The organism is Lacinutrix salivirga (assembly GCF_053604675.1).
Genome location: NZ_JBSHNP010000126.1, coordinates 17,705 through 31,568, shown reverse-complemented (window position 1 = coordinate 31,568; position 13,864 = coordinate 17,705). Strand labels below are relative to the sequence as shown.

The window sequence follows — 13,864 nt, the reverse complement described above, 5'->3', positions numbered from 1 at the left end:
ATGGAATATAAAAGAGGTAGGTTCTCATGGCTTTTAAGGCCATTTCTTATGCTTTTTGATATTTCCGTTATAAATTTATTATCACTATATTATTTCGACTTTAATTCAGAAAAACTATACTTTTTCCACAATGACTTTCTAAACAATAAACACGTACTCTATATTGTTTATTCGGTTATATTTTGGTTATTATCTTCCTATTTTTTAAAATTTTATAGAGTGTATCGTTACACCTCTATATTAAATATTTTATCACTTCTAATAAAACAGTTTTTAGTATATACATTAATATTTTATGCGTTTATTGGTGTGTTTAGAAGTATAAATATCCAAGCATTTGAAACTTTTAAATATTTACTGTTATCATTTCTTCTTATAGCATTGCTTAAAATTATTAGCTTTTATGCTCTAAAAAAATACAGATCTTACTTTAGAGGAAACGTTCGTAAAGTAGTAATTATAGGCAAAAACAGTGGTGCAGATGAATTAAAATCCCTATTTACCAATAATAAAGAATTAGGATATAGACTTAAAGGGATTTTTAGCGATTTAAACGATGCTAATTTAGATGGTAATATTAGAGATAGTTTTATTTTTTTAGAAGAAAATAAAGGGATAGACGAAATTTACTGTGCCATAGACGAATTAAGTGAGGCGCAAGTAAACGAATACGTTAAATACGCTAATATTAACCATTGTAACATAAAATTTATTTCAGATTCTAAAGCGCTTTACACTAAACGATTTAAAACAGACTTTTACAACTATCAACCTGTTTTAACTATACAAGAAGTGTCGTTAAATAACGAGTTAAATAAGTTTATTAAGCGAATTTTTGATGTACTCTTTTCACTATTTATAATTGTATTTGTGTTGTCTTGGGTTTCTGTAATATTATTTATTTTAATAAAATTAGAATCTAAAGGACCTCTATTTTACAAACACAAACGTAACGGAATTGATTATAAAGAGTTTATGTGTTATAAATTTAGATCATTAAAAACAACTACAGTTGTTAAAGGCACTTATGTTAAACAAGACGACAAAAGAGTTACTAAAATTGGTAAGTTTTTACGCAGAACAAGTATAGATGAGTTGCCACAATTTATAAACGTTTTAAAAGGCGATATGTCTGTAGTTGGACCAAGACCTCACATGCTATCTTATACAGATGAATACTCTAAAAAAATAGATAAATACAGCTTTATATTTAGACATAAAGTTAAGCCAGGTATTACTGGATTGGCTCAAGTTAAGGGATATAGAGGCGAAATAAAATCTGACGAAGACATTGTAAACCGTATTAAATACGATATATTTTATATTGAAAATTGGTCGTTATTTTTAGATATAAAAATTATTTTTCAAACTTTTATTACAATGTTTAAAGGCGATCAAAATGCTTACTAATTCTAAACATATTACAGCATTAGTGTCTATAATTACACCAACGTATAATTCTGAAAAATTTATTACCCAAACCATAAATAGCGTTATTAATCAAACCTATACCAACTGGGAATTAATTTTAATAGATGATGCTTCTACAGATGAAACACTAATAATTATAGAAAAATTCCAAAATAACTACCCTACAATTCAACTTATAAAAAATGAAACCAACCAAGGCGCAGCAATATCCAGAAATAAAGGTATCGATGCTGCAAAAGGCGATTTTATAGCCTTTTTAGATGCAGACGATTTATGGCTACCTAAAAAACTAGAAGTACAGCTAGATTTTATGCTTAAAAAACAAGTAGATGTTTGTTTTACTAGCTATGAGTTAATGGACGAAAATGGAAACTCACTTCATAAAACAGTACAAGCTTTACCAATTTTAACCTATAAAAAATTATTAAAAAGCAACTATATAGGGAACCTTACAGGTATTTATAATGCTAAAAAATTAGGTAAAATAAAGTCGCCAAATTTACGAAAACGCCAAGATTGGTTATTATGGCTTAAGGCTTTAAAAGCTTCAAACAAACCAGCACAAGGTATAAGCCAATCTCTAGCCTTGTATCGTGTAAGAGACAATTCTATATCTTCAAATAAATTTCATTTATTAAAGTACAATTATTGGGTTTACAAAAAGGGACTAGGCTTTTCTACAGTTAACTCTGTATATAGAATGCTTGTTTTTTTAAAAGAACACTTCTTTGTAAAATCCAAACAAACAACTACTTCACAAACGACGTAAATTGTTTTAGTTTACCACTTTTAGACCGTTTAATAATGTCTTTCTTTTCAAACAATACTGTGAGGTTAGGCTCTAAATAAGTGTCTATTTTATTACAAATAAGTACTTTTTTTTCTTCAGAAAGCGCCTTAGTTGCAACATAAATCACCTTAAATGTTTCCAAATTAAGTTGTTCTATAACAAACTCTTTAACAGTACTACCGTCTTCAATAATACTTTTTGTAACGTAATAAAAGGTTAAGCCTGCCGCTTTTTTTCCACTTGGCAAAGTCGCCATATCACTTGTTCTGCCAATTAAATTTTTTAGTATTGGTTTTTGAGGCGTGCTTTGCTCGTCTAGCGCTCCAATATCTCCAATATCGTACCTAATAAATGGATGCGCTTTATTATAAAGAGAAGTTATAACAAGTCGTCCTGTTTCGCCATAAGGCAATATAGCGTTATTATTATCTACAACTTCTACATATAAATCATCACTATTCACTTGCCAAAGGTTATTAGGGTTTTGAAATGCGATTAAACCCAATTCTGCAGAGCCATACTCATTAATTATTGGTACGCCAAATTGCTTTTCTAGCAGTAATTTATCATCAGCAAAGAGCATTTCGGAAGTAACAATACAAGCTTTTAAAGTAGGACAAATTAAGTTTAAAACCACTTGTTTTTGTTCTAAATACTTAGCAAATTGTACAATAGCGCTAGTGTAACCGTTTATATAATTAAAATTTGTGGTCTTAAATTTTTCAAGATTTTTTTCTAATTGGGCAGTACTTAAATCAAAAACCGAAAACCGAAACCTATTGCTAAGTAAATCTTTTAAACGCTCTTTATAGTAGCCTTTTTTATCCAACGGAATACCATAAAAACGCGCTTGCTTAGATGTTTTAAAATTAATAGCATACCAACTATAACGCTCTATAAAGCCAGCCCAACTAAGCGCATGGCAAAATTTGTCTTTTGCAAAAATAAAGGGATCGCCAGACGAACCAGACGTTTTGTTTACATAACAATTATTTTGAGTAAACCCTTTAGAGAGCCTGTTTTGCAAAGGCTGTTGTAAATCCTTTTTTGTTAGAATTGGCACAGAATTCCAATTAGTAATTGCAATACCATCTGTTTTAAGTTTATAAAATGAATTATGTTTAAGATGAAACTGTAAAATAGAGTGCCGAGAAGCTTCTAAATAGTCTAAATAGTTAGCTTCAGTTTTATTTTGAATATTTTTCAATGCCACTTTCGCTTCCTTAATAGGAAATCCTTTTAATTTTAGAGAAAGTTCAAATAGATTCAAAAGAAAAAGTTATAAATATGAATTTGTAAAGTAAATAATTATTTTTGCGCAAACAACTACAACTATGAACATTTTAATATTAGGTTCTGGCGGAAGAGAACATACATTTGCTTGGAAAATAGCACAAAGTCCTAAATGTAAAGCACTTTACGTTGCTCCAGGAAACTCAGGAACCGATAAAATTGCTACAAATTTACACCTTTCGGTAACCGATTTTGAAGCCATTAAAAAAACAGTACTTGAGCATAGTATAAACATGGTAATAGTTGGACCAGAAGACCCTTTGGTACAAGGTATTCACGATTATTTTTTAGCAGATAAAGATCTTAAAAATGTAGCAGTAATAGGACCTCAAAAAGCTGCAGCAACATTGGAAGGGAGCAAAGAATTTGCAAAAGAGTTTTTGTATAAACACAATATTCCAACTGCAGCTTATAAAAGTTTTAATGCTTCTAACATAGAAGAAGGATATACGTTTTTAGAAACCTTAAAACCGCCTTATGTTTTAAAAGCCGATGGATTAGCTGCAGGTAAAGGCGTAGTTATTTTAAATAATAAAGAAGAAGCTAAAGCAGAATTAAAAGCGATGCTTTTAGATTCTAAATTTGGTACTGCAAGCGCAAAAGTGGTTATTGAAGAGTTTTTAGATGGTATAGAGCTAAGCTGTTTTGTGCTAACAGATGGTAAACATTATAAAATATTACCAACAGCAAAAGACTATAAGCGTATTGGAGAAGGAGATGTAGGTTTAAATACAGGAGGTATGGGAGCAATATCTCCAGTACCTTTTGCAGACTCAGTATTTTTAAATAAAGTAGAAGAGCGCATAGTTAAACCAACAATTAATGGATTAATAAAAGACAACTTACCTTACAAAGGCTTTGTGTTTATTGGTTTAATAAAAGTAGGAGAAGACCCATTTGTTATAGAATATAATGTGAGAATGGGAGATCCTGAAACAGAAGTGGTACTGCCACGTTTAAAAAACGATTTAGTTACTGTTTTTGAAGCTGTTGCGAACCAAACTCTAAACACTATAGAAATAGAAGTGGATGAGCGAGCAGCAACGACAGTAATGTTAGTTTCTGGTGGTTATCCTGAAGCTTACGAGAAAGGAAAAGAAATTACAGGTTTAGAAAACATTAAAGACTCTCTAGTGTTTCATGCAGGCGCACAATTAAAAGAAAATAAAATAGTAACCTCTGGAGGACGTGTTATGGCTATAACAAGCTATGGAAAAACATTCCAAGAGGCCATAAAAAAATCTTATCAAAATATAGAAAAACTACACTTTGATAAGATGAATTATCGAAAAGATATTGGTTTCGATTTATAAGTAAGAATGAGAAGAAATACTTTTATCTTCCTCATTATTATCATTAAACTTTTTTAATTGAAGCATCCAGTACACAAAGGCAACCATACCAATAATTATAAAAACCCAAGACATAAAATTTGCAGCAAACCAATTCTCAAGCTCTAAAGCACGTAGTGCATCAAAAGGAGCAAAAAGAACATCAACAAATAAATCTTGTATAGCGTAAAAGAAATCTTTCATAATTGTATATTTAAACAACAAAAATACAAAAACCAATAATGATTACAAGTATTTTTAGTAAATCCAAGCCAATTAATTTTATAATTGTGTTTTTTATAACATTGTCGGCTTTCGTTTTAGCTATTTTTAGGTATAATTCAGAGGTTTTTACTTCGGCTTATGTTGTAAAGATAATGCTACTTTTTTGTGTCGTCTATTTTAGTATTTTACTTTTAAATTTTATTGTGTCTAAAAATGGGTTAACTCAAAAAAATAATTATGAAATTTTATTGTTTAGCCTGTTTTTATTAGTATTACCTCAAACCGTTTTGCACTCAGATACAATTTTAGCAAACCTATTTATACTATTAGCGCTTAGACGATTACTTAGTTTACATTCTAAAATAGATATAAAAAAGAAGCTTTTAGATGCTGCGGTTTTAATTACTATTGCTTCTTATTTTTATGTGTGGTCGTTTCTATTTATTATAATTGTATTTTTTGCATTGTTTTTTTACAGAATTGTAGATATAAAAAATGTAATGATTCCTATAGTAGGTTGCTTTGCAAGTGTATTAATAATACAAAGTATTTCAATTATTAGTACCAATTCATTTTATACTATTTCAATACAAGACTATTTACCTAGTTTCGATTTTAGTTCTTATAATAGCACACAATTTATTGTTGGTTTAACGCTTATATTATCTTTAGCATTATGGTCTTCATTTTACTATTTAAGGAGTATTAAAAAGAAAATGAAAAAATTAAGACCAGCACTTATTTTACTTTTTATAACATCAATAGTAGCGTTATGTCTTGCAATAATTTCACCTATAAAAAATGGTAGTGAGTTTTTATTTCTTTTTGCTCCTATAGCAATTATAATTACAAATTATATAGAAATGATTGAAGAAAAATGGTTTAAAGAAGTTTTTATTTCAATATTTATAATTGTGCCAATTGTACTTTTAGTGCTGTAATTTATTTCCAAAAGCTAAGTCACCAGCATCTCCAAGACCTGGTATAATATACCCTTTATCATTTAAAGTTTGGTCAATACCTGCAATCCATAAATTTGTATGCTCTGGTAAATGTTGGTTTACATAATCTACACCATCTTGGGCACCAATTACAGCTACTAAATGAATATGTTTTGGAGTGCCAAAAGGTTTTAGAGCCTCAAAAGTTGCCACTAAAGACTGTCCTGTTGCTAACATTGGATCTGCAAGCACTAAGGTTTTACCTTCTAAACTAGGGCAGGCTAAATATTCCACAACAATCTCAAAACTCTCAGGATCTTTTTTATGCTGTCTATAAGCCGAAATAAAAGCATTCTCAGCAGTGTCAAAATAATTTAATAAGCCATTATGTAATGGCACTCCAGCTCTTAAAATTGAGCAAAGTACTACTTCCTCATCTGGAAGATTCATTGTTTTTTCACCTAATGGTGTTTTTACAACTGTATTTTTGTAAGCAAAACTCTTACTCATTTCATAACCTAAAATTTCTCCAATACGTTCTATATTACGTCTAAATCGCAGACTATCTTTTTGTATTGTAGTGTCTCTTATTTCAGACATAAAAGTGTTTAGTACAGATTGCTCTAAGCCTATGTTGTAAATTTTCATTTTAAATTATGTAAAAGAGTTTTTAATGCTACAATTTATGTTTTTTATCTAATTTATAGTGTAGTTTGTCCAATTTATTTAAAAATAGAGGATTTTAAAAATTAATAAAATAAATTGCAATACCCTTAAGTACATTTCTACTCTCAGAATCAACCTCTTTACGTTACTGGTTTTAAATGCTAAAACACTAATAATTTAAACTGATTGACATGAGATTAAAAACTACACTTTTAGCTTTATTAACACTATTTATGGGATTAAATTTTGTTAATGCAAGCGACACTAATTGTCTGCCAGACAATTACAACGAAATTATGACTACTAGTGATAATTCACTAATAGTCTCAGCACGATGCAACATCTACACTGTAGATTTAACCACTTACAATGCCACATTATTAACAACGTCACCTTATGTTGCCGAAATTAACTCACTAGCTGTAGATGCTACTACTGGATGGATTTTTTATGTAAGTAATGAAGCTTCTAGATATAATTGGACTGTTTTTGGTTACAATGTATATACAGACACTCACAAATCTTTTGGTGACATTAGAGGATATTTTACTGCAACTGGCCATGCATACTCATCTAGAGGCTTAGGGTCTGGAGGAGCTACATTTTACAATGGTAAATTATATTTCGCAATGGAATATCCAACACGTTGTTATAATTATAGAACTTCTAGTGGTGAAGTAAATGTTAAGGACGAATTAAAAGATCAATTACCAAATAATTTAAAAAAAGGTTCGATTAAAAATACTGGTTTAGATAATTCTTTAAGAGGCTCAGGAAGCAAAGGAGACTCTAAGGCAGAATTTGTAAAGCTTGATGGTGCTAATATTAAAGGAGAAACATTAAGTGATTATTCTCCAGAAAAAAAGATCAAATCAGGTAAAATAAAGTTGAGTGATAATATGTCTCAACGTAACTACTATCGTTATAACAATAGAATATACCTTTTAGAGGTTTGTTTTGATAACTTAAGCGATAATACAGGGAACACCTCTGCGGTTTCAACTGCAGCGCCTAAATACGATATTTATGGATATTCTAGTTTTCTTTATAGAGGTGAATTAGGAGATATTGCTGTTAGCGAAAATGGCGAAATTTACGCAGTTACATCGTACCAAATACAGCACTTTGATTTTAATACTAACACGTTTTGTTGGGCAAATAACGAAGATGTTTATGCGCAAATTGCCAAAGACAAAAACAATGATTTTCAATTAGCAAAAAACGTTATTCAGTGTTCTAACAACCATTATAATAACAACGATGATGACGATGATGACGATGATGACGACGATGACGATGATGACGATGATGACGATGACAATAATTGTAATTGTTCTAGAAAGAGCTATTTACAAAGCTATACTCCACCAGCACAATTACAAACCTATAATAACATACAATTGGGTTCTTTAAATGAAATTTCTGGATTACAATCTGCAGATGTTGGTAAAATTACAGATGCTGCAGATTATTTAAACCTTAATATGGACACCCTTTACAAAATTCAAGGAAACATTTTTAATGATGAGAATGAAAACGGAATAAAGGATTCTGGAGAAGGAAACATAAATGATGTGAACTTAACTCTTTTTGCAGATACTAATGCAAATGGAAGTTTAGACTCAGAAGATGCTGAGTTAGGTAATACGGCTAGTAATACCGAAGGAAATTATGAGTTTAGCGCCATCTCAGAAGAAAATGTTTTAGTAAAAATAACTTTACCAGAAGGAGGAGTATTAAGCACATTTACTTTAACTACAGAAGAAGTAATTGCAATAACCTCTACTACAGATGTAACAGGAGTAGATTTTGGAGTAAAAGAAGCTCCTAATTCATTTGGTATAAGTGGTGTTGTTTGGGATGATAACAATAAAGATGGAGTTAAAGATGTTAACGATGGCGAAACTTATTTAGCAAACGTTACTGTTAACCTGTATCAAGACACTAATGAAAATGGTGTTTTAGAAAATTCAGATACTTTACTATCTTCATTTACTACAACGAGTAATAATCCTAATTATGAATTTAATGATTTAGATCCTGGGTTTTTTATTGTAGAAGCCGTAAAGCCAGACGATGTTCTACCTTTTTTAACTTACGAAGTTACTTACGATCCAGACTCTGGTACAACAGAACCTGATGGGATATATGCTACCGAGTTATTAGGAGTACAAAATGATGTAGATTTTGGTATCGATAAAATTCAAGGAAACTCTAGAGTGATGACTAACGAGGATATTAAAACCAATGAAGACAAAACGCTAAATAGTACACAAGTACTTGAAGAAACAAATAGTGATTTGTCCCAGAGCATGAAAGTGTTCCCTAACCCATCAAAAGACTTTATTTATTTAGAGAACAGTGCACTTGCTGGTCAAACAATAAAAGCTGAGGTATTAGGTAGAAACGGACAAGTACTAATTTCTAACACACTAGAAGCTAATGCTCTAGGACTTATAAGGCTTGATATAACGAGATTACACACAGGACTTCATTATGTAAGGTTAAGTGTGAATTCAGAAACCGTTGTTAAAACAATTTATAAAAACTAATTAAAATAATTATTATCTACAAAAAGCCGCTTTAAGCGGCTTTTTTGTTACATTAATGTATATTTGTATTCTAAAATAAATTAGTATGTTTTCAGAAATAGCCAATACCATTTTTCAGCAAGTAATCGATAAATACCACATTATAAACACTGTAGATCAACCCTTTACAAATGTATATGATAAGGATAAAGAACTATTAGAGCATTTATTATATAGAAAATGTTGGATAGACACAGTACAATGGCATTACGAAGATATAATTCGCGATCCTCAAATAGATCCTGTTGCAGCCTTAAAGTTAAAACGAAAAATTGACGCGTCTAACCAAGACCGTACAGATATGGTAGAGTATATAGACAGCTATTTTTTAGAAAAATATAAATCTGTATCACCTAAAGAAAATGCTACAATAAATACCGAGAGTCCAGCTTGGGGAATCGATAGACTTTCTATATTAGCTTTAAAAGTATATCACATGAATGAAGAAGCAACTAGAGAAAACGCTTCGGAAACACATAGAGCAAACTGCCAAGCAAAACTTAATGTGCTTTTAGAACAACGTACAGACTTATCTACAGCAATAGATACTTTACTTAACGATATAGAAAAAGGCGATAAGTACATGAAAGTGTATAAACAAATGAAAATGTATAATGACGATGAGCTAAACCCTGTATTGCGCTCGCAAAAGTAAAATCTTAACACACTATTAATCTAGTATTACATTTTTGAGAATTCTCAAAACTATTGAGTTGCAAAAACCTAAACACATATTAATAATCCGCCTCTCTGCTTTAGGTGATGTTGCTATGTTGGTTCCTGTATTAGCTGCTTTTCAAAAACAATATCCAGAAGTAAAACTCACTATTTTAACAAAAGCTTTTTTAAAACCTCTATTTAGAGATTTAAACGTTACTGTTTACACGCCAGATTTTAGTAATGGTCATAAAGGTTTTTTTGGGTTATACAAACTGGCAAAAGAACTCAAACAACTTAAAATTGATGCTGTAGCAGATGTACACAATGTGCTAAGAACTAAAATTTTAAAACTCTTTTTTTTAGGTACAAAATTTAAGCAAATTGATAAAGGCAGAGCAGAAAAGAAAGCACTAACAACAAATAAAATTTTCAAACAATTAAAAACAACTCATCAACGCTATGCAGATGTTTTTGAAGCTCTTGGCTACTCTATTAACTTAGATAACCCTTTAGAAATAATGCCAAAAACATTATCTCAATCTGCACAGTTATTAACAGGAAAAACTACGTTACCATGGATTGGAATCGCGCCTTTCGCAGCCTTTAAAGGAAAAATGTATCCTGTTAACTTAATGGAAAAAGTTATTGAAACACTGTCTAAAAACCACCAAATACTGCTTTTTGGAGGAGGAGATAAAGAAATTGAAATATTAGATACAATTGCTTTAAACTACCCAAACACAGTAAATATTGCAGGTAAAATAGGCCTTGGCGATCAAATAGATATAATTAGTAATTTAGATGTGATGCTTGCAATGGATTCTGGTAATGCTCACTTAGCTGCAATGCAAGGTGTTAAAGTAGTTACAATTTGGGGTGTTACACATCCTTATGCTGGGTTTTACCCTTACCAGCAACCTATAGAAAATGCTTTATTACCTAGTAAAAAAGATTTTCCACTATTACCAACTTCTGTTTATGGCAACAAATATCCAAAAAATTACGAAGATGTAGCTTCTACAATTACTCCAGAAAAAGTAGTAAATACACTTTTAAATGTGATATAAAAAAAGCCTTACTTAATTAAAAGTAAGGCCTGTTATTAAACACGTAATAAATAAGTTATCCCTAAACCTAATTTTAGCGCTTAACGTCGATACGAATGTATTTTATTTTTTTAGATTAAGAAATTATTTAGGAAAAGGATTACCAACAAATTCGACGAAATACACATTATAAGGATAAAAAATATATTTTTATAGATTAAATGCGTTTATCAATAAGCATTCTGTTTATTTTTAACTACACATCATCATAATCCACTTTAACTTTTGAGGATGTTGGTTGTGCCTGGCAAGTTAAAATTAATCCTTCGGCAACTTCATTATCTGTTAAAATATTATTTTGTCTCATAGTTGCTTCACCTTCAACAATTCTAGCAATACAACTACTACATATTCCGCCTTGACATGAGTAAGGAGCGTCTAAATCTTCATCTAAAGCAGCCTCGAGTATGGTTTGTTTTTGAGACATATTAAAAGTAGTTGTTTCATCATCTACAGTAACAGTAATCTCTGTTTGCCCATTACTAATGCCAGTATTAGATTCTATTTCACTTGGTTTTGCAGCTTTAAATAATTCAAAATAAATTTTATCATTGTCAATACCATGCTCTGTTAATACATCTTTTACTGTATGTATCATTTCTTCAGGACCACATAAATAATACGCATTAGCCTCAATATGCTTATATTTATTTTTCATTACATAGTTAACTGTACTTTTTTCAATACGACCAAAAATTGCATCCTCTTCATCTTTTTGGCTAAATACAAATTGTATATCAAAACGCTCTTTATAGTTGTGGTGAAGCTCTAAAAGTTGGTTAAAAAACATAGCATCTTCAATCGTTTTGTTACCATACACTAAAATTAGTTTACTCTGTACTTCTTCTTCCAAAGCACATTTAATAATACTCAATATTGGTGTTATTCCACTACCAGCTGCAAAAAGAGCAATGTTTTTTGTTTTATTATCGTTGGGTTCAAAAACAAAACGACCGTTAGGCGTAGCGACTTCTAAAGTATCACCAATTTTTAAAGTATTATTAGCGTAAGATGAAAATGTACCATCTTTAATTTCTTTAACAGCAACAGTTAATTCTCCGCTTTTAGGAGACGAGCATAAGGAGTAATCTCGCCTTACCTCTGTATTATTTATAGTAGTTTTTAAAGTAATATACTGTCCAGATTTAAACTTATAAGTTGTTTTTAAATGCTCTGGCACTTCAAAAGTAATAGCAACTGCTTTATCGGTTACTTTATCAATAGTTTTAATTGTTAAGGTATGAAATTGAGACATATTGTTTTTTTTTGTAAAAATAACAAACTCAACACTATTTATGTTTTTATTGTAACAAAAACTATATTACTACTACTAACCTTTAAACCAAACCATAAACAATGCTTAAACATTTTATTAGTTTAGAGTGGAAATCTTTTTTTCGTTCAGCATCATTTAAAATGAATCTTGGACTTAAAATCTTAATGATTTTTTTCGCACTTTATATGATTGTTTCCTTTTCTGTAATGGGAGCTGCTTCTTATTTTTTAATAGAAGATCAATTAAATCAAGATCCTCTAAAAGTGATCAATAAAATTCTAATTTTTTATGTTTTTGCAGATTTAGCAATGCGCTATTTTTTACAAAAAATGCCAATTGTAAATATTAAACCACTACTCTATTTACCACTTAAAAAAAATCAGATTGTAAGTTTTGGAATTAATAAAACTATAGTTTCTTTTTTTAATAGCATTCATGCTTTTTTCTTTATTCCATTTTCAATTGTTTTATTAATAGAAGGGCATCCAGCAATTAACGTTATTGGATGGCATTTAAGTATTGCAGCACTTATATATTGTAATAACTTCATTAACATATTTGTAAATAGTAAAGATGTTGTGTTTTATAGTATAGTAGGACTATTAATTGCTTTGGGATCCTTAATGTACTTTAATGTGTTTGACATTACAACGTTTACAGCACCAATCTTTACTGCATTTTACGAGATGCCATACTTGGCAATTATTCCTATACTATTAGCTGTGGTACTTTATAAAATGGCGTTTAGTTATTTTAGAAAAAACTTTTATTTAGATGCTGGGTTAGCAAAAAAAGTAGATATAGCAGAAACGGATAATATGTCGTATTTAGATCGTTTTGGTAGCATATCTACATTTTTAAAAAACGACATTAAACTCATTAAAAGAAACAAACGCTCTAAAACCACAGTATTAATGAGTGTGATGTTTATTTTTTATGGTCTGCTCTTTTTTACAGGTGCTGTAGAAACTTACGACGGACCATTTTGGCGCGTTTTTGCTGGTATAATGGTGTCTGGAGGATTTCTTTTTAGTTTTGGACAATTTGTGCCAAGTTGGGACAGTGCTTATTATCCATTAATGATGAGCCAGAATATTCGCTATAAAGAGTATTTAGAATCTAAGTGGTATTTAATGGTAATTGCCACAGTTGTATCTACTGGTATTGCTTCCTTTTACCTCTATTTTGGTTGGCAAGCGTATGCAGCTGTTGTAGTTGGTGCAATTTATAATATTGGTGTAAACTCGCATGTCGTACTTTGGGGAGGAGCCTATATAAAAACACCAATAGATTTAACGTCTAATAAAAAGGCATTTGGAGACAAAAAAGCATTTAATGTAAAAACGTTAATGCTTACCATTCCTAAATTATTGCTACCAATGGCAATTTACGCCGTTGGTCATTTTTTACATGGCGAAATTCTAGGCTTTTTACTAGTTGCACTAGCAGGTATTTTAGGCTTCTTATTTAAAAATAAAGTATTTGCTATTGTGGAGAAAATTTACAAAACCGAAAAATACAAAACATTAGCAGCTTACAAACAAAACAACTAAT

General features: G+C 30.4%; 12 protein-coding genes. 8 read left to right on the top strand and 4 right to left on the bottom strand.

From position 1 onward, the window contains the following. Complete coding sequence (locus ACVC5O_RS11195; protein ID WP_452221567.1) at positions 1 to 1,410, top strand: exopolysaccharide biosynthesis polyprenyl glycosylphosphotransferase; 1,410 nt, start codon at positions 1 to 3, stop codon at positions 1,408 to 1,410. After that, positions 1,400 to 2,200, top strand: coding sequence for a glycosyltransferase family 2 protein (locus ACVC5O_RS11190; protein WP_452221566.1), 801 nt, complete (start codon positions 1,400 to 1,402; stop codon positions 2,198 to 2,200). Before ACVC5O_RS11195 ends, ACVC5O_RS11190 begins: the two co-directional genes overlap by 11 nt. Here the strand turns inward: ACVC5O_RS11190 and ACVC5O_RS11185 are convergent. Further along, positions 2,181 to 3,491, bottom strand: a complete 1,311-nt coding sequence (locus ACVC5O_RS11185; protein ID WP_452221565.1) for a phenylacetate--CoA ligase family protein — start codon at positions 3,489 to 3,491, stop codon at positions 2,181 to 2,183. The genes ACVC5O_RS11190 and ACVC5O_RS11185 overlap by 20 nt on opposite strands. Positions 3,492 to 3,555: 64 nt before the next feature. Between ACVC5O_RS11185 and purD the strand changes: the two genes are divergently transcribed. Continuing rightward, the gene (gene purD / locus ACVC5O_RS11180; RefSeq protein ID WP_452221564.1) at positions 3,556 to 4,827 is read left to right on the top strand and encodes a phosphoribosylamine--glycine ligase; all 1,272 of its coding nucleotides are present in this window, start codon (positions 3,556 to 3,558) and stop codon (positions 4,825 to 4,827) included. Here the strand turns inward: purD and ACVC5O_RS11175 are convergent. After that, complete coding sequence (locus tag ACVC5O_RS11175; protein ID WP_452221563.1) at positions 4,822 to 5,049, bottom strand: DUF6341 family protein; 228 nt, start codon at positions 5,047 to 5,049, stop codon at positions 4,822 to 4,824. The genes purD and ACVC5O_RS11175 overlap by 6 nt on opposite strands. Before the next feature lie 38 nt (positions 5,050 to 5,087). Between ACVC5O_RS11175 and ACVC5O_RS11170 the strand changes: the two genes are divergently transcribed. Next, a complete protein-coding gene (locus tag ACVC5O_RS11170; protein WP_452221562.1) occupies positions 5,088 to 6,011 on the top strand; it encodes a DUF6427 family protein in 924 nt (307 codons plus the stop codon). Here ACVC5O_RS11170 and upp read toward each other — a convergent pair. After that, positions 6,000 to 6,659, bottom strand: coding sequence for a uracil phosphoribosyltransferase (upp, locus tag ACVC5O_RS11165; protein ID WP_452221561.1), 660 nt, complete (start codon positions 6,657 to 6,659; stop codon positions 6,000 to 6,002). The genes ACVC5O_RS11170 and upp overlap by 12 nt on opposite strands. A 209-nt stretch (positions 6,660 to 6,868) precedes the next feature. Between upp and ACVC5O_RS11160 the strand changes: the two genes are divergently transcribed. The 3 genes from ACVC5O_RS11160 (at position 6,869) to ACVC5O_RS11150 (ending at position 10,995) form a co-directional block, all read left to right on the top strand. Continuing rightward, on the top strand, positions 6,869 to 9,229 hold the full coding sequence (locus tag ACVC5O_RS11160; protein ID WP_452221560.1) for an SdrD B-like domain-containing protein: 2,361 nt from the start codon (positions 6,869 to 6,871) through the stop codon (positions 9,227 to 9,229). Positions 9,230 to 9,314: 85 nt separating this feature from the next. Next, on the top strand, positions 9,315 to 9,923 hold the full coding sequence (locus ACVC5O_RS11155) for a DUF4254 domain-containing protein (protein ID WP_452221559.1): 609 nt from the start codon (positions 9,315 to 9,317) through the stop codon (positions 9,921 to 9,923). Positions 9,924 to 9,981: 58 nt separating this feature from the next. Beyond that, complete coding sequence (locus tag ACVC5O_RS11150) at positions 9,982 to 10,995, top strand: glycosyltransferase family 9 protein (RefSeq protein WP_452221558.1); 1,014 nt, start codon at positions 9,982 to 9,984, stop codon at positions 10,993 to 10,995. A gap of 235 nt (positions 10,996 to 11,230) precedes the next feature. Here ACVC5O_RS11150 and ACVC5O_RS11145 read toward each other — a convergent pair whose 3' ends face one another. After that, the gene (locus tag ACVC5O_RS11145) at positions 11,231 to 12,289 is read right to left on the bottom strand and encodes a 2Fe-2S iron-sulfur cluster-binding protein (RefSeq protein WP_452221557.1); all 1,059 of its coding nucleotides are present in this window, start codon (positions 12,287 to 12,289) and stop codon (positions 11,231 to 11,233) included. Positions 12,290 to 12,390: 101 nt separating this feature from the next. Between ACVC5O_RS11145 and ACVC5O_RS11140 the strand changes: the two genes are divergently transcribed. Then, positions 12,391 to 13,863, top strand: coding sequence for a DUF5687 family protein (locus ACVC5O_RS11140; protein WP_452221556.1), 1,473 nt, complete (start codon positions 12,391 to 12,393; stop codon positions 13,861 to 13,863). Position 13,864: the final 1 nt, after the last annotated feature.